Origin of the sequence: Actinomyces faecalis, from assembly GCF_013184985.2 — a bacterium.
Lineage (GTDB): Bacteria > Actinomycetota > Actinomycetes > Actinomycetales > Actinomycetaceae > Actinomyces > Actinomyces faecalis.
The window spans coordinates 385,294-411,786 of record NZ_CP063418.1 but is presented as its reverse complement, the minus strand read 5'-3'; the positions used below and the strand labels follow the sequence as shown (position 1 = coordinate 411,786).

Sequence of the window (26,493 nt, the reverse complement as noted above, 5' to 3'; positions counted from 1 at the left end):
CTCACCGTGCGCTTTCAACGATGGAGGAGGCCGCGTAGGGGAAGAGCACGTTGGCGGCAGTGGTGTAGCCGGCCTCGAACTCAGAGCGGAAACGGGCGATGCCAGAGCGCACCGGCGTGGCAGCGGCGTCACCGAGGGCGCAGAAGGACCGGCCAGCGATGTTGCCTGCGATGTCCTCAAGCTTCTCGACGTCGCCAGGCAGGCCCTGACCGGCCTCCAGACGCAGCATGATCTGCCGCATCCAGTAGGTGCCCTCGCGGCAGGGGGTGCACTTGCCGCAGGACTCGTGCTGGTAGAACTCGGTCCATCGCGTGACCACACGCACCACCGAGACGGTCTCGTCGAAGACCTGGAGAGCACGGGTACCGAGCATCGAGCCCGCAGCGCCCACCGACTCGTAGTCCAGCGGGACGTCCAGCTCCTCAGGACCGAAGATCGGCACGGACGAGCCGCCGGGGACCCAGAACTTCAGCTCGTGACCCTCCCGGATACCACCGGCCATCTCGATGAGCTGGCGCATGGTGATCCCGAAGGGAGCCTCGAACTGCCCCGGGTTCCTCACGTGCCCGGACACCGAGAAGATGCCGTGCCCCTTGGAGCGCTCGGTCCCCATGGCGTTGTACCACTCGGCGCCGTGAGCCAGGATGCCGGGGACCGAGGCGATGGTCTCGACGTTGTTGACCACGGTGGGGCGGGCGTAGAGGCCTGCGACGGCCGGGAAGGGGGGCTTGAGGCGCGGGTGCCCACGGCGTCCCTCCAGGGAGTCCAGCAGCGCCGTCTCCTCACCGCAGATGTAGGCTCCGGCGCCGGCGTGGGCGGTGATGCGCAGCGGCTGGTTGCCGTCCAGGCCGAAGCCGGTGTCCAGCAGGCCGGAGTCGGTGGCCTCGTGCACGGCGTGCAGGAGGCGACGGTAGACGTGGGTGACCTCGCCGCGCAGGTAGACGAAGGCGTGGTCCCCGCCGATGGCGCGGCAGGTGATGGCGATGCCCTCGATCAGCGCCTGCGGGTTGGCCATGATGGTGGGGATGTCCTTGCAGGTGCCTGGCTCGGACTCGTCGGCGTTGACCACGAGGTAGCGCGGGCCCCCGTCAGGAGCGGGAAGGAAGGACCACTTCAGGCCTGTGGGGAAGCCTGCGCCTCCGCGTCCACGCAGGTTGGAGGCCTTGACGAAATTGACCAGGTCCTCGGCACTCATGGTCTTGGCCTTGGCCAGTCCCTCGTAGCCGCCGTTGGCGCGGTAGGCCTCCAGGGTCCACGAGCGCTCCTTGTCCCACATGTCCGTGAGCACCGGGGTCAGCGTGCCGGGAGCGGTGAAGGCGGGAGCCTGCGCCTGCTCGGTGGGAGTGGCGTTGTCGCTCACTTGCTCTCCTCCTTCGGGGCGGTCCAACCGTTGGCGCGCGCGAGCCGGAGCCCGAGCAGGCTGGCCTCGCCGGCACCCACGCCCTCGTCGGCGCGGCCGTCCTCGAAGCCCGCGAGCACGCGCTCGTTCTCACGGAAGGTCGGCAGCGTCTCGGGCCCGCGGGTGGGGGCCACGTCCTCACCGCGCTCCAGGCGCTGGATCATGTCGACGGCGGAGGCCGGGGTCTGGTTGTCGAAGAACTCCCAGTTGACCATGACGACGGGGGCGTAGTCACAGGCGGCGTTGCACTCGATGCGCTCGAGGCTGACACGCCCGTCCTGGCTGGTCTCGTCGTTGCCCAGTCCGGTGTGCTCGGCCACGGCCTGCCAGATCTCGTCGCCGCCCATGACGGCGCACAGGGCGTTGGTGCACACGCCCACGTGGTACTCACCGGCGGGGTGCCGACGGAACTGGCTGTAGAAGGTCGCCACGGCGGAGACCTCGGCCAGGGTCAGGCCCAGGGCCTCGGCGCACAAGGCGATGCCGCGGGGCGCGACGTAGCCGTCCTCGCTCTGGACCAGGTGCAGCATGGGGATGAGGGCGCTGCGCTCGTGGCCGGCGGGGTAGCGGGTCTTGATCTGCTCGATGTCGGCACGAAGACGAGCCTCGGTCTCAGGCGAGTAGCCGCCGTCGCAGGCCCGTCCCTCAGGAGCGGTGCCGGGAATCTGCTGGGTTGTCATCAGCGGTCCACGCCTCCCAGGACGGGGTCGATCGAGGCCAGCGAGGGCACGAGGTCGGCGATCATGCCGCCCTCGCCCATCATGGCCAGGGACTGCAGGTTGGAGTAGGAGGGGTCACGGAAGTGGACCCGGTAGGGGCGGGTGCCGCCGTCGGAGACGGCGTGGACGCCCAGGACGCCCTTGGCGTGCTCGACCGTGGTGTAGACCTGACCGGCCGGGACGCGGAAGCCCTGGGTCACCAGCTTGAAGTGGTGGATGAGGGACTCCATCGAGGTGCCCATGATCTCGCGCACGTGCTCCAGGGACTGCCCCTGACCGTCGGTGGCGATCGCCATGCGGGCGGGCCAGGCGATGGTGGGGTCAGCGACCATGGTCGTGTTGGAGGGGTCCTCACCACGGGCGGAGATCTCGTCGAGGCGGTCCAGGGCCTGGGAGATGATCTTCAGGGACTGGAAGCACTCGTCGAAGCGGACCAGCTGACGGTTGTAGCAGTCCGAGCGGTCGTAGACCGGGACGTCAAAGTCATAGGTCTCGTAGCCGCAGTAGGGCTTGATCTTGCGCATGTCCAGCGGGTAGCCGGCCGCGCGGATGCACGGACCGGTCAGGCCCAGCGCCAGGCCTGCCGCCAGGCTGATCTCGCCGGTGCCGATGAAGCGCGACTTCAGCAGCGGGTTGGCCAGGAGCAGAGCCTGCAGCTCCTGGACGTCGTTCTTGATGTCCGGCATGACCGAGCGCACGAACTCGCTGAATCCCTCCGGCACGTCCTGGGCCAGGCCACCGGGACGGATATAGGCGTGATTCATGCGCAGGCCCGAGACCATCTCGAAGGCGCGCAGGATGTTCTCACGCGCCCTGAAGGCGATGGTCAGCAGCGTCGTGCCGCCCAGCTCGTTACCACCGGTACCGATGGCGATGACGTGGGAGGAGATGCGGTTGAGCTCCATGAGGATCACACGCATGACCGTGGCCTTCTCCGGCACGTCGTCAGTGACACCGAGAAGCTCCTCCACGGCCAGCGCGTAGCCGACCTCCTGGAAGAAGGGCGCGACGTAGTCCATACGGGTCACGAAGGTCTCGCCCTGGGTCCAGGTGCGGTACTCCATGTTCTTCTCGATACCCGTGTGCAGGTAGCCAGTGCCGACGCGGACCTCGGTGACCTTCTCACCGTCGGTCTCCAGGACCAGCCGGAGCACGCCGTGGGTCGAGGGGTGGACCGGACCCATGTTGACCACGACGCGGTCGTGCTCAAGGCGGTCCGCCTCATCCCGTGCGGCGATCTGCTCGGCGATCTCGTCCCAGTCCCCGCCCTCGGCGGTCCACTGGGGGGCGCCGGCGGCCAGCGCGTCGGTGGCCGGGCCGGCAGCCCGGAACGTGGTGCTGTTCGCGGTAGTCATCAGCGGTACGACCTCCGGGTGTCAGCGGGCGGGGTGGTGGCGCCCTTGTACTCGACGGGGATGCCGCCGAGCGGGTAGTCCTTGCGCTGGGGGTGTCCTACCCAGTCATCGGGCATGGCCGAGCGAGTCAGATGCGGGTGCCCGTCGAAGACGATGCCCATCAGGTCCCAGGTCTCGCGCTCGTGCCAGTCGTCGCCGGGGTAGAGGTCGACGAGCGAGGGGACGTGCGGGTCGGAGTCGGGGCAGGTGACCTCCAGACGGACCTGTCGCCCGCCGTGGGTCAGGGACACCAGCTCGAAGCAGGCGTGCAGCTCGCGGCCGGCGTCGCCGGGGTAGTGGACTCCCGTCACGCCCAGGCACAGCTCGAAGCGCAGGTCCTGGTCGTCACGCAGGGGGCGCGCGACGTCGAGCAGGTGCTCACGGGCGATGAACAAGGTGAGCTGGCCGTGCTCGACGACGACCTTCTCAATCGCCTCGGCCGGTGCGACTCCCGCGGTCTCAAGGTCCTCGACGAGGATGTCGACGACCTCGTCGAACCAGCCGCCGTAGGGACGTGTGGCGGCCGGAGCCAGCGTCACGACCTGCTGGGTGCCGCCGTAGCCGGTAGTGTCCCCGGCGTCGGGGGCGCCGAAGTGGCCGGAGTGGGTCGAGACGACCTCCAGGCGCAGCTCGGGGCGCACGGCCTGGCCTGCCACCTCGGGCACGGCCGCAGCCGCAGCCGCGGCCTCGACCTCGGCGCCGGAGTCGGGGAGGGTGGTGTCGGTCATGCGAGCTGGCCCTTCATCTCGTGGATCGGGGTGGCCTTGAGGGCGGCGGCCTCCACGGCGCGCGCGATCTCCTCACGGTGCTTGAAGACAGGCCGGCGCTCGATCTGGCGGGTGAGCTCCAGCATGGCGTTGATGAGCATCTCCGGGCGCGGCGGGCATCCAGGCAGGTAGATGTCCACCGGGACGATGTGGTCGCAGCCCTGAACGATCGCGTAGTTGTTGAAGATACCGCCCGAGGAGGCGCACGCCCCCATGGAGATGACCCACTTGGGCTCGGGCATGGCGTCGTAGACGTTGCGCACGATCGGAGCCATCTTGTGCGAGACGCGTCCCGAGACGAGCATGACGTCAGCGTGACGCGGCGAGGCGCGGAAGACCTCCCAGCCGAAGCGCGAGAGGTCGAAGCGCGGGGCGGCCGTCGCCATCATCTCGATGGCGCAGCAGGCCAGGCCCATCGTGACCGGCCACAGCGAACGGGCCTGGGCCAGGGCGCCGAGCCTCTCGACGCTGGTGAGCAGGAACCCAGGTCCCTCGACAGACTCCTCCGCCTGCAGCCGCAGGTCCCCTCGCTTGGAGGGGATGGTCAGCATCTTCTCCCGGTAGGCCTTGTACTCAGTCTTGTCCATGCTGCTTTCTGCCTTTGCTCGTGCTGGTGGGGTCCCGGACCGAGGTCAGTCCCAGTCCAGCCCGCCGCGACGCCACTCCAGGACGTAGGGCACGGTGATGAGGGCGATGAAGACCAGGGCCGCGCTCAGGCCGAAGAAGCCGAGCTGGTGGAAGGCCGTGGCCCAGGGGTAGAGGAAGACGACCTCGACGTCGAAGATGATGAAGGTCATGCCAACCAGGTAGAAGGCGATGGGGAAGCGCCCGGACTCCGTGTTGGAGGGGGTGGGGTCGATCCCGCACTCGTAGTTGGCGGTCTTGACCTTGTTCTTCCGGTTCGGGCTCACGATGGCCGACAGCGCGAGACCGCCGACAGCCACGACGAGCGCGACCGCCGCCATGATGAGGAGCGAGACGAAGGGGTTCATGCTTCGGGCACCATCCCTTGTGAGGAGCCGGTTGACGACCGCTCAGGACAGAGCGGACCTCGCCCGACTCTACTCAGGCCGTCAGCCACTTCGCACCAGTCTCGGAGCCTGGCGGCCTTTTGGCGCGATGACGCCGGCCACCGGTCCCCCACCCCGGCTCCCTCCCCAGACGCCGACCCCCTATTTAGGCACAGTTTTCATCACGAAATATCTCAGTGTCTCCTGGCTCTCACTCTCCCCGACCTGCCGCGGAGCAGGACGTGGCCCACCTGCTGCCATGATGGGGCCATGAGCAGAGCCACCCTGTCCAAGGAGCCCCGCGAGGTCGCCGGCATGTTCGACGCTGTCGCGCGCCGCTATGACCTGACGAATGACGTCATGAGCCTGTGGCAGGTACGGATGTGGAGAGCAGTCACCCGTGCCGCCGTCGACGCCCGGCCCGGCACCAGGGTCCTGGACCTGGCCGCCGGCACAGGCACCTCCTCAGCCGAGTACGCGAGCGCCGGGGCCGAGGTCGTGGCCTGCGACTTCTCCACCGGCATGGTGGCCGAGGGCAAGCGTCGTCACCCGCATATCACCTTCGTCGCCGGCGACGCCATGGCCCTGCCCTTCGCCGACGCCTCCTTCGACGTCGTCACCATCTCCTACGGCCTGCGCAACGTCCAGGACACCACCCTCGCCCTGCGCGAGATGGCGCGCGTGACCCGTCCCGGCGGCCGGTTGGTGGTCGCTGAGTTCTCCACCCCCGTGCGGGAGCCCTTCCGGGACCTCTACCGCTTCTACCTGGGCACGGCCCTACCGGCGGCCGGCCGTCTGGTCTCATCCAACACCGAGGCCTACAGCTACCTCGGGGAGTCGATCCTGGCCTGGCCCGACCAGCACACCCTGGCCGGTCTCATCCAGGAGGCCGGCTGGTCCGACGTGGGGTACAAGAACCTGTCTGGCGGCATCGTCGCCGTCCACCGCGCCACTCGCCCCGCTGCACGCGCCAAGGCCTGAGCCCGTGCCCCCGATCCGTCTGGACGCCGCCGCGCTCCTCGACGGCCGTGCCGTCACCCCGCGCCTGAGCGTGCGCACCACGGCCCTGACCACAGACCAGGCCGACCGCCTGGGCCTCGTCGCTACCGCGGTGACGGAGGGGAGCAGCGAGGCAGCGGCCACCTCGTCCCCCGCCGCCCCTGACGCGCTGCTGCGTCTGGCCGCCGGCCAGACGCAGGTCACCTCCTGGGTCCGCTACGGCCGGGGGATGGTGGGGCTGGGACGCGCGCTGGAGCTTCACGCCCGCGGGACCGAGCGCATCGAGGCCCTGCGCGCGGCCTGGCGGCAGGTCGTCTACGCCTCGTGGTGGTCCGACCCCCTGGTACGTCCCGGCACCGGGCCAGTGGCCCTGGGGACGATCACCTTCGCCGCCAGCTCCCGGCAGGACTCTGTCCTCCTCGTCCCCCGCGTCCTCATCGGCGTCGACGACGACGGGGCCTGGCTGACGACCGCCGTGGCCGAGGGAGATGCTCATCCCCGGCCGGCCGAGGTGATCGAGGAGCTGCACGCCGCAGCAGCCGGTCAGGAGACCACGGCTGCTCAGCCGGGCAGCGCCGTCGTCAGCCCCGGCAGCCACGACCGCAGCACCTACCTCGGCTGCCTGTCACGGGTGCAGGAGCGAATGCGCGCAGGCGAGGTGGACAAGGTCGTCATCGCCCGTGACCTGCTCGTCCGCCCCCGCCAGACGCTGGGAGCCCCCGAGCTGCTGGCACGGCTGGCCCGGTCCTACCCCTCGTGCTGGACCTTCGCGGTCGACGGCATGGTGGGGGCCAGCCCCGAGCTGCTGGTCCGTCTGTCCGGACGACGTCTGGCCTCCCGGGTGCTAGCCGGCACGGCACGGCGCCGTGCCGGCGCGCCGGGCGAGCGTGAGCGTGAGGCCGCCCGCCTGGCGGCGTGGCTGGAGGGCTCGGACAAGAACAACCGTGAGCACGCGCTGGCTCGCAGCTCCGCGCTCCAGGCGCTGGAGCCGTTGTGCTCCGTGGTCCAGGCCCCACCGCGTCACGTCCTGACGCTGCCCAACGTCCTGCACCTGGCCTCCGACATCACCGGGGTGGTCGCCGGGGACACCGGCGCGCTCTCGCTCGTGGGCGCGCTGCACCCCACGGCAGCGGTCGGCGGCACCCCGACCCCTCAGGCGGTCGACGTCATCGAGACCGAGGAGCCGATGGACCGCGGCCGCTACGCCGGACCGGTGGGCTGGGTCGACTGGCACGGCGAGGGCGAGTGGTGCATCGCGCTGCGCTCAGGCCAGATGAGTGCCGCCGCGGCCGGCCCCGAGGACCCCGTACGGGTGTTCGGAGGCGGGGGCATCATGCCCGACTCCGACCCCTTGGACGAGCTGGCCGAGACCGAGGCCAAGATGCGTCCGATGCTCCGGGCCCTGGACGCGCCAGCCACCTCCCGCTAGCTCGCACGGCAGTGCCCCGCCGTCCTCGCGGCGGGGCACTGCCGAAACCGGGTGCGAGCGGGTCAGGAGTCCTCACGCTCGGCCAGGGTGGCCTCGACCTGCTGCTCCTGCCCGGAGCGCACGATGGTCAGGGTGACGGTGTCACCAGCCGAGTACTGGCGTACGAAGCCGGTCAGGGCCGCGGCCTGGCTCGTGGCCTTGCCGTCGATCGCCGTGATGACGTCCCCCTGCTTCAGCCCCGCCTTGTCCGCCGGGGAGCCGGACTCGACCGAGCCGACCTGCGCACCCGCACGCGTGACGTCACCGGCCCGAGCGGCGCCGTCGCCGATGGAGACCCCGAGGTAGGCGTGAGTGGCCTTACCTGACTCAATGATCTGGTTGGCCACCTTGGTCGCCAGGTTTCCGGGAATGGCGAAGCCGAGGCCGATCGAGCCGGAGGTCTCACTGACCTGGGCGATCGAGCTGGTGATCCCGATCACCTTGCCGGTCTCGTCGAAGAGCGGTCCACCAGAGTTGCCCGGGTTGACGGCCGCGTCGACCTGGATGGCGTTGGTATAGGTCTGGGAGGTGACCCGGGTCTGGGGGCGGAGAAGCTGCTCCAGGCCCTCAGGCAGCCCCGTAGAGCCCTCGGACTGGGTGGAGTCGTCAGTCTCCTCCTGGGTCGTGACCACCGGACGGTTGACGGCGGAGACGATGCCGGTGGTCGCGGTCGAGGACAGGCCCAGCGGGTTACCGATCACCATGACGTCCTGGCCGGTGACGACCTGGTCGGAGTCGCTGAACTGGGCGACGGTCAGGTCGCTGGGGGCCCCGGAGAGCGTGATGACGGCGAGGTCGGTGGCAGGGTCCGTGCCCGCCAGCTCGGCGGCGTAGATCCGGCCGTCAGCCAGGGTCACCTGGATCTGCGAGGCGCCGGCCACCACATGGTTGTTGGTCAGCACGTGGCCGGAGGAGTCGTAGACGACGCCGGAGCCCACCGCCGTACCCGCAGAGGTCTTGACGGTGATCGAGACCACCGAGTTCGCTACCGCGTTGGTCACCGCCTCCCAGTCCGGGGCCGTGCCGTTGGAGGAGACCGTCTTCGTCGTCGCCCCTGTCGCCACCGACGTCGGAGCCGAGGCCGTGCGTGAGCCCGACGGGCCGTCCCACGCGTGCATCATCGCTGCGGTGCCGCCCGAGGCGAGGAGCGCAGCAGCCAGGGTCGCGGCGATGACGCCTGGCCAGCCCGGCCCCCGGCGGCGCGAGCGGTCCTCGCCTGCCGGCCCGCCGTAACCGGGCACGTCCTGCCCGCCACCGGCGCCACCGCCGTAGGCGGCCGTGGCGTAGACGCTGTCGGCCGTCGTCTGGGCGTAGCCGGCTGCCGGCACCGGGCTGGCGCCGTAGCCCTCGCCGGCCGGTGCCGATCCCGCCGAGGCCAGGGATCCGGTCTGGAAGGTCGCGGTAGCCGCCGTACCCGCCGCCGCGCCGGCCTGGACAGGGGCGGGCTCGGGCGTGCCGACGCTGGGGTAGGTGTACTGCGGGGCTCCGGTCGCCGCCTGCCAGGACCCGGAGGCTCCTTCCGCCACGCCGCCTCCCCACGGGCTCGCGCCGGAGGTCTGGCGCGTGAAGGAGTAGCCCGCCGGAGCGGAGGGCACCGAGGTGTAGGGGCCCACCCCCTGAGGCTGCTGGGTACCGGCCGTGGCAGCAGGACCCGGCACCGGCGGCTCCGAGGCGCTCACAGCACCAGGGGCCGGGGTCGGCTGCGGAGAGGGAGAGGAGTCGGAGGGCTGCACGCCCCCGGAGTGAGAGTCCTCAGGCCGAGCCTGGCCCGCACCGGTGACGTCGTTCGTGCTCATGTGTCCTCCTTAGGCCTAGGCCCTTCCAGCAAACGACTTCAGCCAACACCCGCCTTCTGGAATGTGTCCGATGCTCTTCTGGAAGTTTTCTGTGAACACGACGGTCAGGCCGTGCGGACGTGCACCACGCTCACACCCTGCACAGGCTGTCTCAGGACCTCCTGCAGCCGCACCACGGTGCCGACCTCCTCGACCCGCGCCCCCAGGGCACGCGCGAGCCCGGGAACCTGCTCAGCCTGAGGGGTGGAGAAGAAGCGGTCCATCTGCTCAGGCGGCGTCACCGCCGGGTACTCCAGCGTGGAGAAGATCGCCCCGCCCCGGGTGTCCACGACCACCACCTGCAGGTCAGGCTCCTCCTCGTGCAGCCCTCTCCCCAGGCTCATGGCGTCGTGCAGGAAGGTCAGGTCCCCCACCAGCGCGCGCACCGGCTCACGCCAGGCGTGCCACACGCCGGTGGCCGTCGCCAACGTGCCGTCGATCCCTGCCAGCCCACGGTTGGCGACAGCCCGCGGCGCGCGTCCGGTAGCAGGAGGTGCCAGGCGGTCCAGCAGACGGATCGACATCGACGAGCCCACGACGAGGCGGGGCACCGTCTGCCCACCGCCGGCCCCCGCACCCGTCCGCGGCAGGCAGGACTCCCACACAGCCAGCGCGACCGAGCCCGCGCCCAGCCCGTCCTCGGGCTCCAGCGCTGGCAGGTCCGCTACCGCCTGGCGCCACTGCTCAGCCCACCTCCTCGTGGCAGGACGCAGCCCCAGCCCACGGGCCAGACCTTGCGCTCCCCCGGTGCACAGGGGACCGGTACCGGCCTGGGTGGGGCTGACCCACGCGGCGCTACCAGCCACGTCCGTCCAGCGCGCCGTGGAGGTGACGACGTCGACAGGCACGTCCTGCCGGGCCAGCAGGGCGCTGACCGGGCGGCTGAGGCTGGGGTGCCCCAGGACGACGACGTGCTCGGCCTGGGCCGCGAGCCGGATCCCTTCCTCGCTCGCCAGCAGCTCGGCGTAGCGCGTCAGGGCCATCGCTCCCCCGCGTGCCCCGGAGGTCGGCTCCGCCAGGAGGGGCCATCCCAGGTGCTCGGCGAGCTCACGCGCGGCCGGGCCTACGCCGTCGACGCTGTCACCCGCCACCACGATGCCGCGCTCCGTAGGTCCTCCACCTCCGTGCGACCTTCGCGCCGGACGAGGCTGGTAGCCGCCGGCCTGCAGGGGGTGGTCCGTGCTCGTCCCGCCCCAGCGGCCGGCGCCCTGTCCCGCCGCCGCAGCAAGGGCCTCCTGCAGGAAGGCGGCAGCCTCGCCGTCGTCGTCAGCGGGCAGGGACAGCGGAGGGCGGAAGCGGATGTTGACCTGGGCAGGGCCTGGGTCGTTGGTGAGCCACCCTCGCGCCGCCTCGACGGCGCGGCGCACCTGCCCACCGGTCGCCGCCGCCGCGCGGTCCGGCCCCAGGTCCGCGCTGAGGTCGGCCGGCAGGTCGACGACGGCACGCACCGCACGGCCAAAGACACCGGTCTGCTCGGTGGTCTGGTTCGCGCCCGTACCGACCAGCTCGTGCGGGCGGTCGGCCGAGATGACGAGCAGGGGGACACCGGCAGCGTCAGCCTCGGCCACGGCCGGGTGCAGGTTGGCCACGGCCGTGCCCGAGGTCGTGATGACGGCGGCCGGGCGGCGCCAGTCGTCCACCAGGGCCGCGCGGGCGATACCCAGCGCCACAAAGCCCGCGCTGCGCTCGTCGACGACGACGCGCACACGTACCAGCCCCGCCTCCTCGGCGGCTGCCAGGACCGGGACGAAGGGGGCGCTGCGCGAGCCCGGAGCCAGGACGACGTCGCGCACTCCCAGCCGGACCAGGCTGAGCACCACCTGGAGCGCGGCGTGGAGCGAGGGCGGCAGCGTCGTTCCCGTCCCGTCCTCGCCCGCTGCCCGAGGTGGCTGCGTCGTGCTCACAGGGTCAGTCCCGCCACGGCCGCACCGGGCTCGCTGGCCTCCTGCTCCCGGCGCGCCGCGAGCGCCCCGAGCATGTGGACCAGCCGGGTCTGCCACCTCGCGGCGAGCTCGTGGTCAGCCGTCTGGGCCGTGAGCATGGTCTGGGAGACGTGAGCGGGACGCACCTCCAGCTCACCGCCGCGCGGTACCAGCGAGGGGACGGCGAGGTCAGCCTCGAACAGGCTCACGGTGCCCAGTCCGCAGGCTCCTGCCAGGCCGGGCAGGGCCGCGGCCAGCCTGAGGCCTGCCGCGATACCGATCGAGGTGTCCAGGGCTGAGGAGACGACGGCGGGCAGCCCCAGGCGCTGCGCCAGCGCCAGGGCCCGGCGCACCCCGCCCAGCGGGGCCACCTTGAGCACGACGACGTCAGCGGCCTCCTGCCTGGCCACCGCCAGCGGGTCGGCAGACAGACGCACGGACTCGTCCGCGGCGATCGGGACGCTGACGGCCCTGCGCAGCCTGGCCAGGTCCTCCACGTCAGCACAGGGCTGCTCGGCGTACTGCAGGCCTCCAGCGGCCTTGTTCATCACCGGCAGCGTCGCACGGGCGGTCTCCAGGTCCCAGGCGGCGTTGACGTCCACGCGGACGGCGCCCTCGGGCCCCAGCGCGGCACGTACCGCGGCCAGGCGCTCCAGGTCACCAGCCACGTCGTCAGAGGTACCCGAGACCTTGACCTTGGCGGTCGTGGCCGCAGAGGAGGAGACCAGGGTGTAGGCCTGCTCGGCGGGCAGCAGCGGGACGGTGACGTTGACCGGGACCGTGGTGCGGTGGGTCGGCAGGTCCGAGACGCCTTGGACGGCCTGCTCCAGGGCGCTGGCCAGCCACGGGGCGCTGGCGGCGGCGTCGTAGCTCCAGAAGGGCGCGACCTCCCCCCAGCCAGCGGGCCCGTGCAGGGCGACGCCGTCGCGGCGCACGATACCCCTGAAGGACGTGCGCATCGGCAGGTCCCACACCACGACGCGGTCCACCTCCGCGAGCAGGCCCGTGGGGTCGGCACGGCGCAGCTGGTCCAGGTCGAGCTCGCCGGCAGCACGGACAGGCTCGTCAGCACTGAGGAAGGTCTGACTCGTCATGGCCGCCAGGATAGTCGTAGGCCCCATGACGACGCCGGGAGAAGGGGGCGGGACCGCCGGCTCAGTCCCCCAGGGTGGCCACCATGACGGCCTTGATGGTGTGCATCCGGTTCTCCGCCTGGTCAAAGACGATCGACCTGTCGGACTCGAAGACCTCCTCGGTCACCTCCAGCCCGTCCATGCCCGTGGCCTGGTAGATCTCCTCACCGATAGCTGTCTGGCGGTTGTGGTAGGCGGGCAGGCAGTGCATGAAGCGAGCCTGGGGACCGGCAGCCTCCATGAGGGCGGCGTTGACCTGGTAGGGGCGCAGCACGGCGACGCGCTCGTCCCACACCTCCTTGGGCTCACCCATGGACACCCAGATGTCGGTGTGGACGAAGTCGACCCCGGCCACCCCCTCGGCCACTGACTCGGTCAGCGTCATCCGGGCACCGGTGCGCTCAGCCACCGCGCGCGCCTGGGAGACGCACTCCTCGTCCGGCCACAGGGCCCGGGGAGCCACGACGCGCACGTCCGCCCCGATCATCGCACCGTTGACCAGCAGGGAGCGGCCCATGTTGAAGCGGGCGTCACCGACGTAGGCGTAGGAGATCTCCCCGGACGGCTTGCCCGCGTGCTCGATCATGGTCAGGGAGTCGCACAGCATCTGGGTGGGGTGCCAGTCGTCCGTCAGCCCGTTCCACACCGGCACACCGGACAGCTCGGCCAGCTGGACCACCTTGGACTGCTCGTCACCGCGGTACTCGATGCCGTCAAACATGCGCCCCAGCACCCGGGCGGTGTCCGCCACGGACTCCTTGTGGCCCATCTGGGAGCCAGAGGGGTCGAGGTAGGTGGTTGAGGCACCCTGGTCGGCCGCAGCCACCTCGAAGGAGCAGCGGGTGCGGGTGGAGGTCTTCTCGAAGATGAGGGCGATGTTGCGCCCGCGCAGGTGCTGAGTCTCACGCCCGGCCTTCTTGTCCGCCTTGAGACGGGACGCCAGCTCGATGAAGGCCATCCACTCCTGCGGGGTGAAGTCACGCTCACGTAGGAAGGACCTGCCCCGGAGGCCAGCCAGGACCTCAGGGGCCGGCTCCGGGAGGAGGAGGACGGGGCTTGCGGGGTTCATGGTCACGGACGGCCCTCTCAGTCACGGGTCAGCGGCGCCCCGGGGCGCCGCCAGCTGCTGGCGCCCCGGCAGCACGTGCCGGGCACCGTGTGTGCCCCCAGTATGGCTCATCTGGCCCCCGGCACAGGCTAGGGTGTCCACGTCGTCGAGCCGAGGCTCACTGGCAGGCACCGGTGCCTCAGCACAGTCAGCGGGCTCCCGGTCCGTAGCCGTACCCGCAGGAAGGAGCCCGTCCCGTGTCAGCGGTCGGATGGATCCCGGTCAATGGAGCACGTACGCCCGGGCTGCCCACCGGACCTGGAGGTGCCGGCCCCAAGGCGCACGCGGACGTGCGTGTGTCCAACATGTCCCTCCTGCTGCGCCGCCTCCATGACGGGCCGCCGCGCTCACGCACCGAGCTCGTGCGCGAGACCGGGCTGTCCAAGGCCACGGTCTCTACCCTCGTGGCCGAGCTGTGCGCCCGCGGGCTGGTCAGTGAGGACGCCCCGGACCTGTCGGGAGGCGTGGGACGGCCCAGCACCGCCCTGCGCGTGAGCAGGCGGGCGGTAGCCGGCATCGGGGTGGAGATCGGCATCGACTCGCTGCTGCTGACGGTGGTGGACCTGTCGGGGCAGGTGACAGGGCAGGAGTCTCACCTCATCGCCGATCCCCTCCGCTCCTTCACTTCCGTCACCGACCAGCTGGCGGCCCTGGTGGCCGCGCAGCTGGAGCGGCTGCACGCCCAGGGCACCAGCGTGCTGGAGGTCGTCATCGCCCAGACCGGCGCGCTGGACTACGCCACGGGAACGGTGCGCTTCTCCTCCTCCCTGGGATGGCACGACGTCCCCCTGCTGGAGCAGGTACGCCAGGACCTGACCCACCACCTGCCGAGTGAGGTGGCGATGCCGGGGCTGACCATGGAGAACGACGCGAAGCTCGCCGCCCTGGCGGCCTACGGTCCCTACGCCAGCCAGGGCATCCTCCACCTGCTCTGCCTGTCCGGCGGCGAGGGGATCGGCGCCGGCATCATCGCCGACGGGCACCTCCTGCGCGGGTGGTACGGCTCGACCGGGGAGGTGGGGCACATGCCGGTGGAGCCTGGCGGCCAGGTCTGCCGCTGCGGGCGCCGCGGCTGCTGGGAGACGCTCATCGGGCTGGACACCATCACCTCCGTCTACCCCGGCGACGACCCCGTGCACGATGAGTCCCTGTCCCGGGCGCAGCGTATCGTCGTGCTGCGCCAACGCTTTGACGACGGCGATACCCGCTTGATCGCCCGCCTGGCCCAGGTCCAGCAGGACCTGGAACGCGGACTGGCGATCCTCGTCGACGTCCTCAACCCACAGGTCATCGTCCTGTCCGGCTGGCTGACGGCCTTTGGCGACGTCCTGCTCGCACCGACCGCGAGCGCGCTGGACTCCCGGCGCCTGGACGAGCGGCCAGGGGTCCAGCTGGTCTCCTCCGCCCTGGGCCCCTGGGCACCCTCCCTGGGGGCCGCCCTGGTCGCCCTGGAGCCTGTGCTGGCCGACCCCACGGTCCTGGGCGGCAAGGTCTGAGGGACCGTCCCTGCCCCTTGCACGACCCTGGTCGTCAGGCCTCCGTCCCGTCCGTCCCTCCCGCCACCCGCGACCGGGAGCGCGTGTGCCGGAGCGGCCGAGACGAGGTGGGAAAGCGGCCGTGGAGACGGGCGGACACGACGACGCAGAAGCGACGGCCGTACGCGCTCTCAACTTTCCTCCCCCGTACACCTAGCGCGAACGACGATCATGCTGTAGTTTGTTCGTAACCCGAAATATTCAGCCCGAAGGAGTGCTGATGGAGCCTCAGGCCCATGGACGCGACGACGCCGCAACCGGTACAGGTCGCCTCACTCTCCCCGTGCAGACCGGCATGGACGACGCCGTGCGCGCCCTCATGACGCGCCTGGGCGCGGACGCCGTGCGTAACTCGGACGGGACCGAGCTGCCCGAGCTCGTGCACGAGCTGGCCGCCAAGGTCTACTCGACCTACTTCGTCGGGCGCGGGGACAACGCGTGGGCGGACGCCCACCCCGACGAGGCCACCCGGATCTTCCTGTCCTCCGACCGCGTGGTCGCCGCCGATGACACCCCTCTCGCCATCGACCTGACCGCCTCCTGGTTCGCCGAGCAGGTCGCCCCCGACACCACCTGCGACACGAGCCGCTGGTGGCAGGCCTATGACCGGACCCTGGGCGAGCCCCTGCCGGCCTCGGCCTGGCGCCTGGAGGAGGACGGCCACACGGTCACGGTCCTCTCCCCCGTCCCCGGCCACGCCTACACGCTCAGCTACCTGGCGACCCAGACCTGGGACCCCACCCAGATGTACAACTACCTCACCAACGGCTGGGAGTCAGACCCTACCCGGGTGAAGGAGAAGCCCTTCGACGTACGCCATGAGGCCACCTGGGCCCACGTGCGCGAGCACCTGGACAGCTGGCTCCAGGACCACCCCGAGGTCGACGTCGTCCGCTTCACCACGTTCTTCTACCACTTCACCCTCGTCTACGGCCCTGACGCCAAGGAACGCTTCGTGGACTGGTTCGGGTACTCCGCCTCGGTGTCCGTGCCAGCGCTGGAGGCCTTTGAGGCCGAGTACGACTATCAGCTCACGCCCGAGGACTTCGTTGACGCCGGCTACTACAACTCCCCCTTCCGCGTGCCCTCTCGCGCCTTCCGGGACTGGATCAGCTTCCAGCACCGCTTCGTCACCTCCCGCGTGCGCGAGCTGACCGACGCCGTCCACGCCGCCGGCAAGGAGGCGATGATGTTCCTGGGGGACAACTGGATCGGCACCGAGCCCTACGGGGAGCACTTCGGTGACACCGGCCTCGACGCCGTCGTAGGGTCAGTGGGATCGGGCGCCACCTGCCGCATGATCGCCGACATCCCGCACGTGCGCTACACCGAGGGCCGCTTCCTGCCCTACTTCTTCCCCGACGTCTTCCACCCCGGCGGGGACCCTGTGGCTGAGGCCAACGAGTCCTGGCTCCAGGCCCGGCGTGCGATCGTGCGCTCCCCGCTGGACCGGATCGGCTACGGCGGATACCTCTCCCTGGCGGTGGAGCACCCTGACTTCATCGACCGGGTGGAGGAGATCATCGCCGAGTTCCGCTCGATCCACACCCGCAGCGGTGGCCAGCGCCCCCTCGCCGCACCCTTCAAGGTCGCCGTCATCAGTTCGTGGGGCCGTCTGCGCTCGTGGATGACCCACATGGTGGCCCACGCCCTGTGGTACCGCCAGACCTATTCCTACATCGGCGTCCTGGAGGCGCTGTCCGGGCTGCCGCTGGACGTCACCTTCCTGTCCTTCGACGACCTGCGTGCCGGGGTACCCAGCGACGTCGGTGTCCTCATCAACGCCGGAGGCGCGGGCACGGCCTTCTCCGGAGGCCGCGAGTGGGACGACCCGGCCCTGGTCGAGGCTGTCAACAGCTTCATCGCCCGCGGCGGCGGCCTCATCGGGGTGGGCGCGCCCTCCGAGCACCCACGCGACGGCGTCACCTTCCAGCTGGCTGACGCCCTGGGCGTGGACCGCGAGATCGGCTGGGGCCTGAGCACCAACCGGCCCCTGCAGGTCGAGCGGGAGCACTTCATCACCGCGGACCTGACCACCGGCTTCGACGACGGCGAGGGAACTCCCGACGTCGTCGTCACCGGGCACCGTACCCAGGTCCTTGACGCAGCCGACGGCCAGGTCCGGCTGGCCGCGAGCACCTTCGGCGCCGGCCGCACCGTCTACGCCACCGGCCTGCCCTACAGCACCGACAACTCCCGGCTGCTGCACCGCGCGGTCTTCTGGGCAGCAGGAGCAGAGTCAGAGCTCGAGCAGTGGATCGCCTCCGACCCACGCGTGGAGGTCGCCATCTACCCGGGCGGCCAGGTCCTGGCCGTCAACAGCTCCATGGAGCGTGTGACAGCTACCGTCCCTGCGCCCGACGGCCCTCGTACCATTGTCCTAGAGGCAGGAGGTCAGCAGTGGCTGACGGGCGACGAAGCCTGAAGCCCCACCACGACCAGCCTCACCACGCGGGCGCTGCGCCCGTCTGTCTCCCAGCACCCTACAAGCTCCGGCAACGCTGCCGGGAACACACCGAGAAGGAACATCCCATGAAGAAGACCATGCTCGCCTCCCGTCGCCAGGTCCTGGTCGGTGCCACGGCCACCGCAGCCGTGCTCACCCTGGCCGCCTGCGGCAAGGACTCGGACTCGGGCTCGAAGAGCTCGTCCGCCTCCACGGACAGCTCGGAGGACTCCTCCGGCGCCGTGACCATCACCTACTGGCACCGTCTGCCCGACAAGGACGGTATGACCAAGGTCGACGACATCATCGCCATGTGGAACAAGGAGAACCCTGACATCCAGGTCAAGGCCACCAAGTTCGACGGCGCGGCCCCGGAGTCCTACACCAAGATCGCCCAGGCCGTGAAGTCAGGCGAGGCCCCGGACCTGGCTCAGGTCGGCTACGGCGAGATCGCCGCGGAGTACCTGGCCGGCGACCTGGAGGACGTCTCCGCCGAGCTCGCCGAGGGCGGCTACGAGAAGAACTACGCCTCCGGCCCCATGGGCCAGTGCAAGCTGGGCGACGTCGTCGTGGGCCTGCCCCAGGACACCGGCCCGCTCGTCTACGTCTACGACAAGGCCGCCTTCGACGCCCTCGGTATCACGGCCCCCAAGACCTGGGCGGAGCTCAAGGAGTCCGCCAAGACCGCCAAGGCGGCTGGCAAGTACATCGCCTCCTGGCAGGGCGACGAGACCGGCTACCTCATGTCCGGCCAGGCCGCTGCCGCCGGCGCCACCTGGTACCCCGTCAAGGGTGACGCCTGGGGCGTGGACTGCGAGTCCGCCGAGTCCGCCAAGGTCGCCACGGTCTACCAGGAGCTGCTGGACGAGGAGCTCATCTTCGTCCCCTCCGACGGCCGCTGGGGCGACGCCTTCGCCACCGCCCTCAAGGACGGCACCCTGATCGGCACCGTGGCCGCAGGCTGGGAGCCCGGCTTCATGCTCGGGGACCTCGGCGTGGAGGAGACCAGCTGGCAGGTGACCCACCTGCCCACCTTCGACGGCGTGAGCAAGAACGCCACCGGTGCTGACGGCGGCTCCGCCGTCTGCGTCATCAAGGGCTCGAAGAACAAGGCGGCGGCCCTGAAGTTCGCCGACTGGTTCAACCGCCAGGTCCCCGGGCTCGTCTCCCAGGGCCTGGTCGTGGCGGCCAACACCGAGGCACCAGTCACCCCCGACTCGCTCAAGAAGCTGTGGGGCGGACAGGACGTCTACGGGTTCCTCGCCGAGGCCAACGCGACGATGAACCCCGACTTCGCCTACTGCCCGACCTGGCCGAGCGTCACGGCCGCCATGAACGAGACCGGCGGCAAGGTCACCACGGGCGAGGCCAAGGTCGCTGACGTCTTCGCCGCGGCCCAGGAGACCTCTCTGTCCAGCCTCAAGGAGGCTGGCGTCTCCGTGGCGGAGTGAGCCTGTGAGGGTGGGGCCGGGGCCTGTTCCCCGGCCCCACCCTCCACCACACCGCTGACAGCACCTGACACCCGACACGAGCAGAAGGACCCTGATGAGTACGCCAGCTCCCGCGCCACAGGCCGCCAACGTGCGCGCGATCAAGGCGAGACGACGCCGCGCCAACGTCTACGGCTGGGTGTTCTCCGCCCCCTTCACCGTCCTGTTCGCGATCACCTTCGCGGTGCCGATCCTCGTCTCCCTCTACCAGGCCTTCTTCACGACCAAGGCGGCCGGGGGCCTGTACGGCGGCGGGGAGCGGGTGACCTCCTTCGTAGGGCTGGCCAACTTCCAGGCCGTGATCACCTCCGGGACCTTCTGGTCAGGCATGGAACGGGTCCTGCTCTACGCCGCCTTCCAGATCCCGGTCATGATTATCTCGGCGCTCGTGCTGGCGCTGCTCCTGGACTCCTACCTGGTCAAGCGCGTCACGGTCTTCCGGCTGGGCTACTTCCTGCCCTATGCGATTCCCGGCGTCATCGCGGCGATGGTCTGGCTCTACATCTACTCCCCTGAGCTGGGGCCGCTGTCCGACCTTACCGGTATCAACTTCTTCGGCCACCACGTCATCCTGGGCTCGATGGCCAACATCACCACCTGGACCTTCACGGGCTACAACATGCTGGTCTTCCTCGCGGCGCTCCAGGCCATCCCCACCGACCTGTACGAGGCCGCGCGACTGGACGGCGCCAGCGGGTTCCAGATCGCGACACGCGTCAAGGTCCCCATGCTCTCGGGCGCGGCCCTGCTGACTGTGCTGCTGTCCATCATCGGCACCATCCAGCTGTTCAATGAGCCCACCATCATGGCCAGTTCCCAGAGCTGGATGGGTAAGAGCTACACGCCGATGATGATGGCGTACAACACGATGATGACCTCACCCGGTGACCCCCACATGGCCTCGGCCATCTCCATCGTCATGGCCGTGATCGCCGGCCTCCTTGCCGCCGTCTACGCCCTGGTCCAGACCCGACTGGGAGACAAGTGAGGACATCATGAGCGCTTCCTCCCGCCTGCTCGGCAGGCCCCGCACCGCCCGGCTGGCTGACGGCCGCGAGTACCGGCCCTCCACCTCCTCCCACGCCCGCAGCGTCGAGCCCTCCACGCTGGCTAAGTGGGTCACCCGGATCATCCTGGTCCTGGTCCTGCTGTACTTCCTCTTCCCCCTGTACTGGCTCATCATCTCAGCCACGAAGACCAACGCCGACCTCAAGGACGGATCACTGTGGTTTGCCTCGATCAACATCAGGGCCAACTACGACGCCCTCATCTCCTGGACCGGAGGCATGTTCTGGCGCTGGGTGGCCAACTCGGTGCTCTACTCCACGGCAGCCGGGATGATCGGCACGCTGGTGTCTGTCATGGCCGGGTACGGAATCTCCAAGTTCGCCTTCCGCGGCTCAGGCGCCCTCCAGCTGGCTGTCCTGGGCGGGCTGCTTCTGCCCATCGCCCTGCTGACCATCCCGCTGTACATCGTCATGCACACCCTGGGGCTGACCGACACCATCTGGTCCATCATCATCCCCAGCTGCGTCAGCCCCTTCGGGGTCTTCCTAGGACGGATGTACGCCGCCACCTCCGTGCCTGACGAGCTGCTGGAGGCCGCACGGATCGACGGCGCCGGTGAGTTCCGCATCTTCTTCACCATGGTCCTGCGCATCCTGGCGCCAGCGATGGTGACCATCTTCCTGTTCATCTTCGTGGCCACCTGGAACAACTTCCTGCTGCCGCTGATGATGGTGACCAACAACGTCGAGCTCAAGCCTGTGACCCTGGGCCTGTACGGTATGATGTCCTACTTCGATCCGACCTACGGCGCCGTGCTCCAGGGCGCGCTGCTCGGCGTGCTGCCACTCGTCATCCTCTTCCTCTTCCTCCAGCGCTACTGGAGGGCCGGTCTGACGGCAGGGGCCGTCAAGGGCTGAGCCGCACCGTGCTTCATCCGTCCCCCACCTGCGACAGAAGGTAGTCATGATCCACTTCGGAACCGGCGGCTGGCGAGCCGTCATCGGAGACGAGTTCACCCGTGCCAACGTCAGGCTCCTGACCCAGGGGCTGGCCAACCGCGTCCTGTCCGAGACTCCTGCCGGCGAGCAGCCCGGCCGCGTCGTGGTCGGCTACGACCGCCGCTTCCTGTCTGACACGGCCGCCTGGTGGGCCACCGAGGTCCTGGCCGGCAACGGCGTCCCCGTCACCGTCATCGACCGCCCCACCCCGACCCCCACCACCATGTGGACGGTGGGCAACCTGGGCGCCGCCTACGGTATGGCCGTCACGGCCTCACACAACCCGGCCCTGTACAACGGCATCAAGGTCTTCCTCCCCGGTGGCCGCGACGCCGACCTGGAGTTCACCGAGTCCCTGACCACCCAGGTCAGTGCCCTGGATGAGCAGGACGTGCGGTCCCTGGAACCTCACGAGGTCCGTGCCAGCGAGCTCGTCACCATCCAGCACTCGATCAACTGGTACCTGGACGCCATCCTGGACAAGCTTGACGTGGAGACAATCCGTCACGCCCATCTCCACCTGGTCCTCGACCCTATGTTTGGTGTGGCCCAGACAAGCCTGCAGACCATCCTGCTCACCGCCCGCTGCCAGGTCGAGGTCATCAACGAGCGTCACGACCCCCTCTTCGGCGGTCGAATGCCCTCCCCTGCCAAGGGCACCCTGGCTGCGCTCCAGCACGCCGTGGTCGAGCGCGGGGCGGACCTGGGCATCGCCACCGACGGCGACGCCGACCGCCTGGGCATCATCGACGACCAGGGACACTACCTCACCCCCAACCAGGTCCTCGTCCTGCTCTACGACTACCTCCTCACGCGCAAGGGATGGACAGGTCCGGCAGTGCGCAACATGTCCACCACCCACCTGCTGGACCGTGTCGCCCAGGCACACGGACAGGTCTGCTACGAGGTACCGGTGGGGTTCAAGTGGATCAGTGCCAAAATGGCCGAGACCGACGCCGTCATCGGCGGTGAGTCCTCGGGAGGCCTGACCGTGCGCGGCCACATCCCCGGCAAGGACGGCGTCTACGCCGGCTCCCTGCTGGTCGAGGCCGTGGCCGCCTCGGGCAAGCGGCTCTCTGAGCTCTACGCCGACCTCGTCGCCCGCTACGGCGAGCTCGTCATGGTCGAGGAGGCCTACGGCTTCACCGCGGCGCGACGCGCCGAGCTGACCGAGCGCATCTTCGCCGCCCACGACCTTCCGGACTTCTCCGCGCTGGGCCTGGAGACTGACCACATCAGCTGGGAGGACGGCTGCAAGGTCTACTTCACCAACGACGGCTGGGTCACCATCCGCTTCTCCGGGACCGAGCCGCTGCTACGAGTCTTCGCGGAGATGCCCGACAGCGAGCTCGCTCAACGCACTGCCGACGCCGTCGCCTCGCACTACGACCTGCACGTCTGACCGCCTCATCACAGGAGCACATGACTATGACCCTCTCCCCCTCACCAGCCACCTCACAAGGCCAGGACCGCCCCACGGTGCGCACCGCCGTCGTCCTCGCCCGAGGCCTGGGTACCCGGATGCGGGCCGAGACCGACGCGACCACCAGTCTCTCCCCCGCCCAGGCTGCTGCGGCAGCCAGCGGCTACAAGGCACTGATGCCCATCGGCGAGCACCTGCTGGTCGACTACAGCCTGGCTGCGCTGGCTGATGCCGGGATCAGCCGCGTCGTCCTCGTCGTCGGCCCTGAGCACGAGGCCTTTGACGCCCATATCGCCGAGCTGGCCCCGACCAGGGTGAGCATCGAGCTCGCCGTCCAGCCCGAGCCACGCGGCACGGCGGACGCCGTCGCCTGCGCTGAGAAGGTCGTGGGCCAGGAGCCCTTCCTCATGGTCAACGGGGACAACTACTACCCCGTCGAGGGCCTGCGGGCCCTGGCAGGGCACGAGGGCAACGCCCTGCTCGGCTTCGACCGGGCCGCGCTCGTGGCGGGCTCCAACATCCCGGCCGAGCGCGTGGCCGCCTTCGCCCTGGTGCGGCAGGAGGGCGGGCTGCTGACCGAGATCGTGGAGAAGCCTGCTCCGGAGGTGGTCCAGGAGGCTGGGGAGCACGCGCTGGTGTCGATGAACGCCTTCGTCTTCACCCCGGAGATCTTCCAGGCCTGCGCACGTATCTCACCCTCGCCCCGCGGGGAGCTGGAGATCGTCGACGCCGTCCGGGCACTAGGCTCCCCGGTGAGCGTGCTGCCTGTCCAAGGCGCCGTGCTGGACCTGTCCCGTCGCGAGGACGTGGCGGACGTCCAGGCCCGGCTCGCGAGCACGCAGGTGGCGCTGTGATCCCGCGCCGCGACCAGGCCGCCTGGCGAGTTCCTGGCCGTATCGAGGTCCTGGGCAAGCACACCGACTACGCCGGCGGGAACGTCCTGGTCGGAGCCGTCGACCGCGGCGTAAGCGCCCTGGCGCAGCACATAGACGGGCAGGCTGGCGAGCTGACAGCCACCACGACCACCGCCACCGATCCGGTGCGCCTGCGTGCCGGCCAGGCGCACGGGCTTCCGGCCGGCCACTGGGGGCGCTACCTCCAGACCGTCCTGGACCGACTGACCTCAAACTTCGGCCCCAGCGTCCCGGCGCACCTGACCATCACCTCGGACCTGCCCCCGGCCTCGGGGATGAGCTCCTCCTCGGCCCTGGTGTGCGCCTGCGCCCTGGCGCTGGCTGACCTCAACGGGTGGACCACGACCGAGCTGTGGGAACGCAACGTCCCTGACCGCCTCTCCCTGGCCGGCTACCTGGCCGGGGTCGAGGCCGGGCGCCCCTGGCGTGAGCTCCTGGGCGCTGAGGGTGTCGGGACCCAGGGAGGCTCGGAGGACCACACCGGCATGCTGTGCGGTCAGGCTGACACCCTGCTCCTGGCCCGCTTCGACCCGATGGAGATCCGCGAGCGCGTACCCTTCCCCTCCCACTGGTCCCTCGTGGTCGGTGTCAGCGGCGTGCTGGCAGAGAAGACAGGGGCTGCGCTGGAGGACTACAACCGCGGTCCGCGCACGCTCCGCTCGGTGCTGGCCCGGTGGAACGAGTCCACCGGGCGTGAGGACACCTCCCTCAGCGCTGTCCTGCGTCTTCTGGTCGGTGAGGCCACGGGCGAGGAGGCGGCTGGGTCCCGCGAGCTGGACCGCCTGCTGGACCTGACCGATCCTGGCTACGAGCGCCGTCGTGTCGAGCAGCTCGTCATCGAGTCCCTCGTGCTCGTGCCCGCCGGGGCCCAGGCGGTCGCGGCCGGCGACGCCGGCGCCGTCGGCGAGGTCCTTGCTCGCTCCCACGCCCTGGCCGACTCCCACCTGCTCAACCAGGTCCCGCAGACCAACGCCATGGTGGACCTGGCGCGGGACCTGGGGGCGATCGGTGCCAGTGCCTTCGGTGCCGGCTGGGGCGGCTCGGTCTACGCCGTCGTGCCCGCTACCGACGCCGAGGACTTCGCGGCGCAGTGGCTCACGCGCTATCAGCGCGAGGCTGGTGGCCCGGCCTCAGCGACGACGATCGTCACCCGGCCAGGCACCAGCGCCAGCCGCCTGGACTGAGCCGCCCAGGCCCTCGTCGGGCGACGGTGAGGTCTGGGCGGGGTGAGAGGCCTGCTGGCGTGGCGGGCCTGGCGGGAGCGGCGCGAGGAACGAGCGGGGGGCGGGTGGTAGCCAAGGGCTCCTCACCACGCCCCCGCCACTGCCGGCCCCGGCTCAGCCCAGCAACCGGCGCAGCACAGCAGCGTCGCCCTCGTAGGGCTGCTTGACGCCGTTGACGATGTTGCGGACCTCGTCACCCTTGCCGATGACGAGGATGACGTTGCGCCGTCCCGGGTGCTGGCGGGCCTGCGTCACCGCCGCCTCAATGGCCTTGGCCCGGGGCACGACGATCTGGGTGGACGCCTCGCTGTCCGTGACGTAGCCGCGCATCTGCCGGGCGATCTGTGTCGCGCTCTCCCGGTCCTGGTCGTCCTCGGTGAAGATGAAGGAGTCCACACGACCGTTGGCGGCGGTGACGATGCCCTGGCGGCGGTTGACGGCCTTGCCCCCAGTCGAGCCTGAGACCAGGATGATTCTCGGGTTGTCGCGGCCGTAGACCCGCTCCACCTCGTCCAGCAGCAAGGTGGTGGACAGGTGGTTGTGAGCGAAGTCGACGTAGCCGACGATGCCGTCGTCGCTGGTCAGCCTCTCCATCCTCCCTGAGACCTGCACCTGCTCGACCGCGCGCAGCGCGCGGTCCTGGGCCGGTATCCCCAGCGCCAGCACCACGGCGACCGCAGCAGCGGCGTTGTCCTGGTTGAAGGCTCCTGCCAGCCGCAGCCGCATCGCCTCCTCCTCGGAGCCGGCCACGTCCTGACCCTGGTAGCGCAGGGTGAAGCCCTCGCCCTCCTGGCCCAGTACCAGGTCACCGGTCGTGCGCGAGACGGTGAGCACGCTGGCACCAGCCTGCTGCGCCTCCTCCACGAGCAGGTCCTGGTAGTCGCTGTCCGCGTTGAGCACCAGCGTCCTGCTGTGACGGACGAGCTGGCGCTTGCAGTAGAAGTAGTCCTCAAAGGTGGGGTGCTCGACGGGGCTGATGTGGTCCTGCCCGATGTTGAGGAAGACCCCGACGTCGAAGGTCAGCCCGTGGACCCGGCGGAGCTTGTAGGCCTGGGAGGAGACCTCCATGACCAGGTGGGTCATTCCCGCGTCCACGGCCTGACGCATCATGCGCAGGGAGTCGGCTGACTCCGGGGTCGTGAGCACCGCGGGGGTGAAGGTGCGCCCGTCAAGGCACAGGTGGTTGGAGCTGAACATCGCGGTGCGCCCGTCGGTGACCTCGCTCAGCACCGCGTGGACCAGGTGGGCCGTGGTCGTCTTGCCCTTGGTACCGGTGACACCCACGATCGTCAGCTCACGCTCGGGGTGGCCGTAGAGCTCAGCAGCCAGGAGGCTCATCGCCTCCAGGGCGTTGTCGACGACGAGCCCGGGGCACTGCGTGACGGCGCCGTAGTCCCGCTCAGCGACGTAGGCAACCATCCCGCGATCACACGCCGGAGCCAGGAACTCCTCCTTGAACTGCCCCTTGACCACGAGCAGCGCGCCCGGCGTCAGCCTGCGCGTGTCATAGGTCAGTGAGCTCATCTCCAGGGCCGGCAGGTGGTCAGGAGCGACGAACCACCCCTGCGAGGTGACGACCTCACGCAGCAGCCCGGCCTCGTACAGGACCCCGGCGGCCCGCGCCAGGCTCAGGCTGCGTCCCCCAGGGGCAGCGCCCGCCGACTCGGCCGGTCCACCGGTGTACGACACGTGTCCTCCTGCT

At 70.1% G+C, this 26,493-nt stretch carries 21 protein-coding genes; 10 read left to right on the top strand and 11 right to left on the bottom strand.

The features are described from left to right. Position 1: 1 nt before the first annotated feature. From nuoF to ndhC, 6 genes are all read right to left on the bottom strand, one after another. Positions 2–1,276, bottom strand: a complete 1,275-nt coding sequence (nuoF, locus tag HRL51_RS01630) for an NADH-quinone oxidoreductase subunit NuoF (protein WP_172192456.1) — start codon at positions 1,274–1,276, stop codon at positions 2–4. Positions 1,277–1,356: 80 nt separating this feature from the next. Then, complete coding sequence (gene nuoE / locus HRL51_RS01625; RefSeq protein ID WP_172119851.1) at positions 1,357–2,079, bottom strand: NADH-quinone oxidoreductase subunit NuoE; 723 nt, start codon at positions 2,077–2,079, stop codon at positions 1,357–1,359. Beyond that, positions 2,079–3,473 carry an NADH-quinone oxidoreductase subunit D gene (locus tag HRL51_RS01620; protein WP_172119852.1) on the bottom strand — a complete coding sequence of 465 codons (1,395 nt, stop codon included), beginning with the start codon at positions 3,471–3,473 and terminating at the stop codon, positions 2,079–2,081. Before HRL51_RS01620 ends, nuoE begins: the two co-directional genes overlap by 1 nt. Beyond that, on the bottom strand, positions 3,473–4,240 hold the full coding sequence (locus HRL51_RS01615; protein WP_172119853.1) for an NADH-quinone oxidoreductase subunit C: 768 nt from the start codon (positions 4,238–4,240) through the stop codon (positions 3,473–3,475). The genes HRL51_RS01620 and HRL51_RS01615 overlap by 1 nt, the downstream gene beginning before the upstream one ends. Further along, on the bottom strand, positions 4,237–4,830 hold the full coding sequence (locus tag HRL51_RS01610; RefSeq protein WP_172119942.1) for an NADH-quinone oxidoreductase subunit B: 594 nt from the start codon (positions 4,828–4,830) through the stop codon (positions 4,237–4,239). Before HRL51_RS01610 ends, HRL51_RS01615 begins: the two co-directional genes overlap by 4 nt. Positions 4,831–4,911: 81 nt before the next feature. Beyond that, positions 4,912–5,271 carry an NADH-quinone oxidoreductase subunit A gene (ndhC, locus tag HRL51_RS01605; protein WP_006548973.1) on the bottom strand — a complete coding sequence of 120 codons (360 nt, stop codon included), beginning with the start codon at positions 5,269–5,271 and terminating at the stop codon, positions 4,912–4,914. 288 nt (positions 5,272–5,559) lie between these two features. Between ndhC and HRL51_RS01600 the strand changes: the two genes are divergently transcribed. Next, positions 5,560–6,270, top strand: a complete 711-nt coding sequence (locus tag HRL51_RS01600) for a demethylmenaquinone methyltransferase (protein ID WP_172119854.1) — start codon at positions 5,560–5,562, stop codon at positions 6,268–6,270. A gap of 4 nt (positions 6,271–6,274) precedes the next feature. Then, positions 6,275–7,717 (top strand): isochorismate synthase, encoded by a 1,443-nt coding sequence (locus tag HRL51_RS01595; RefSeq protein ID WP_328705066.1) that lies wholly within the window; start codon positions 6,275–6,277, stop codon positions 7,715–7,717. 62 nt (positions 7,718–7,779) lie between these two features. Here the strand turns inward: HRL51_RS01595 and HRL51_RS11640 are convergent, their stop codons facing one another. The 4 genes from HRL51_RS11640 to argF all read right to left on the bottom strand — a co-directional run bounded on the left by HRL51_RS11640 (position 7,780) and on the right by argF (position 13,715). After that, positions 7,780–9,552: a S1C family serine protease gene (locus tag HRL51_RS11640; protein ID WP_235954087.1), complete on the bottom strand. Its 1,773-nt coding sequence runs from the start codon at positions 9,550–9,552 to the stop codon at positions 7,780–7,782. Positions 9,553–9,656: 104 nt separating this feature from the next. Continuing rightward, positions 9,657–11,495 carry a 2-succinyl-5-enolpyruvyl-6-hydroxy-3-cyclohexene-1-carboxylic-acid synthase gene (gene menD, locus HRL51_RS01585; RefSeq protein ID WP_172119855.1) on the bottom strand — a complete coding sequence of 613 codons (1,839 nt, stop codon included), beginning with the start codon at positions 11,493–11,495 and terminating at the stop codon, positions 9,657–9,659. Next, positions 11,492–12,607, bottom strand: a complete 1,116-nt coding sequence (locus HRL51_RS01580) for an o-succinylbenzoate synthase (protein WP_172119856.1) — start codon at positions 12,605–12,607, stop codon at positions 11,492–11,494. Before HRL51_RS01580 ends, menD begins: the two co-directional genes overlap by 4 nt. A 61-nt stretch (positions 12,608–12,668) precedes the next feature. Then, complete coding sequence (gene argF / locus HRL51_RS01575) at positions 12,669–13,715, bottom strand: ornithine carbamoyltransferase (protein ID WP_172119945.1); 1,047 nt, start codon at positions 13,713–13,715, stop codon at positions 12,669–12,671. Between the two features lie 236 nt (positions 13,716–13,951). Between argF and HRL51_RS01570 the strand changes: the two genes are divergently transcribed. From HRL51_RS01570 to HRL51_RS01535, 8 genes are all read left to right on the top strand, one after another. Further along, positions 13,952–15,250 (top strand): ROK family transcriptional regulator, encoded by a 1,299-nt coding sequence (locus HRL51_RS01570; protein ID WP_244960204.1) that lies wholly within the window; start codon positions 13,952–13,954, stop codon positions 15,248–15,250. Positions 15,251–15,509: 259 nt separating this feature from the next. Then, entirely contained in the window at positions 15,510–17,714 is a 2,205-nt protein-coding gene (gnpA, locus tag HRL51_RS01565) for a 1,3-beta-galactosyl-N-acetylhexosamine phosphorylase (RefSeq protein ID WP_172192175.1), read from the top strand. Between the two features lie 107 nt (positions 17,715–17,821). Further along, positions 17,822–19,186, top strand: a complete 1,365-nt coding sequence (locus HRL51_RS01560; protein ID WP_216666191.1) for an ABC transporter substrate-binding protein — start codon at positions 17,822–17,824, stop codon at positions 19,184–19,186. Positions 19,187–19,280: 94 nt separating this feature from the next. Then, positions 19,281–20,213, top strand: a complete 933-nt coding sequence (locus HRL51_RS01555; RefSeq protein ID WP_172192173.1) for a carbohydrate ABC transporter permease — start codon at positions 19,281–19,283, stop codon at positions 20,211–20,213. A gap of 7 nt (positions 20,214–20,220) precedes the next feature. Further along, a complete protein-coding gene (locus HRL51_RS01550; RefSeq protein WP_172119859.1) occupies positions 20,221–21,150 on the top strand; it encodes a carbohydrate ABC transporter permease in 930 nt (309 codons plus the stop codon). A 46-nt stretch (positions 21,151–21,196) separates the two neighbouring features. Beyond that, a complete protein-coding gene (locus tag HRL51_RS01545) occupies positions 21,197–22,633 on the top strand; it encodes a phosphoglucomutase/phosphomannomutase family protein (RefSeq protein WP_172119860.1) in 1,437 nt (478 codons plus the stop codon). 26 nt (positions 22,634–22,659) lie between these two features. Next, positions 22,660–23,508, top strand: coding sequence for a nucleotidyltransferase family protein (locus HRL51_RS01540; RefSeq protein WP_172192171.1), 849 nt, complete (start codon positions 22,660–22,662; stop codon positions 23,506–23,508). After that, complete coding sequence (locus tag HRL51_RS01535) at positions 23,505–24,752, top strand: galactokinase family protein (RefSeq protein ID WP_218957642.1); 1,248 nt, start codon at positions 23,505–23,507, stop codon at positions 24,750–24,752. Before HRL51_RS01540 ends, HRL51_RS01535 begins: the two co-directional genes overlap by 4 nt. A 153-nt stretch (positions 24,753–24,905) precedes the next feature. Here HRL51_RS01535 and murE read toward each other — a convergent pair whose 3' ends face one another. Next, positions 24,906–26,480, bottom strand: coding sequence for a UDP-N-acetylmuramyl-tripeptide synthetase (murE, locus tag HRL51_RS01530; protein WP_172192169.1), 1,575 nt, complete (start codon positions 26,478–26,480; stop codon positions 24,906–24,908). Positions 26,481–26,493 lie beyond the last annotated feature (13 nt).

Coding starts and splice junctions, on each gene's coding strand:
- HRL51_RS01615 (WP_172119853.1), bottom strand. CDS start 4,240: ATGACCGACACCACCCTCCCCGACTCCGGCGCCGAGGTCGAGGCCGCG.
- nuoE (WP_172119851.1), bottom strand. CDS start 2,079: ATGACAACCCAGCAGATTCCCGGCACCGCTCCTGAGGGACGGGCCTGC.
- nuoF (WP_172192456.1), bottom strand. CDS start 1,276: ATGTGGGACAAGGAGCGCTCGTGGACCCTGGAGGCCTACCGCGCCAAC.
- HRL51_RS01550 (WP_172119859.1), top strand. CDS start 20,221: ATGAGCGCTTCCTCCCGCCTGCTCGGCAGGCCCCGCACCGCCCGGCTG.
- gnpA (WP_172192175.1), top strand. CDS start 15,510: ATGGAGCCTCAGGCCCATGGACGCGACGACGCCGCAACCGGTACAGGT.
- HRL51_RS01610 (WP_172119942.1), bottom strand. CDS start 4,830: ATGCTGACCATCCCCTCCAAGCGAGGGGACCTGCGGCTGCAGGCGGAG.
- HRL51_RS01555 (WP_172192173.1), top strand. CDS start 19,281: ATGAGTACGCCAGCTCCCGCGCCACAGGCCGCCAACGTGCGCGCGATC.
- argF (WP_172119945.1), bottom strand. CDS start 13,715: ATGAACCCCGCAAGCCCCGTCCTCCTCCTCCCGGAGCCGGCCCCTGAG.
- ndhC (WP_006548973.1), bottom strand. CDS start 5,271: ATGAACCCCTTCGTCTCGCTCCTCATCATGGCGGCGGTCGCGCTCGTC.
- HRL51_RS11640 (WP_235954087.1), bottom strand. CDS start 9,552: ATGAGCACGAACGACGTCACCGGTGCGGGCCAGGCTCGGCCTGAGGAC.
- HRL51_RS01540 (WP_172192171.1), top strand. CDS start 22,660: ATGACCCTCTCCCCCTCACCAGCCACCTCACAAGGCCAGGACCGCCCC.
- HRL51_RS01560 (WP_216666191.1), top strand. CDS start 17,822: ATGAAGAAGACCATGCTCGCCTCCCGTCGCCAGGTCCTGGTCGGTGCC.
- HRL51_RS01600 (WP_172119854.1), top strand. CDS start 5,560: ATGAGCAGAGCCACCCTGTCCAAGGAGCCCCGCGAGGTCGCCGGCATG.
- HRL51_RS01580 (WP_172119856.1), bottom strand. CDS start 12,607: ATGACGAGTCAGACCTTCCTCAGTGCTGACGAGCCTGTCCGTGCTGCC.
- HRL51_RS01545 (WP_172119860.1), top strand. CDS start 21,197: ATGATCCACTTCGGAACCGGCGGCTGGCGAGCCGTCATCGGAGACGAG.
- HRL51_RS01620 (WP_172119852.1), bottom strand. CDS start 3,473: ATGACTACCGCGAACAGCACCACGTTCCGGGCTGCCGGCCCGGCCACC.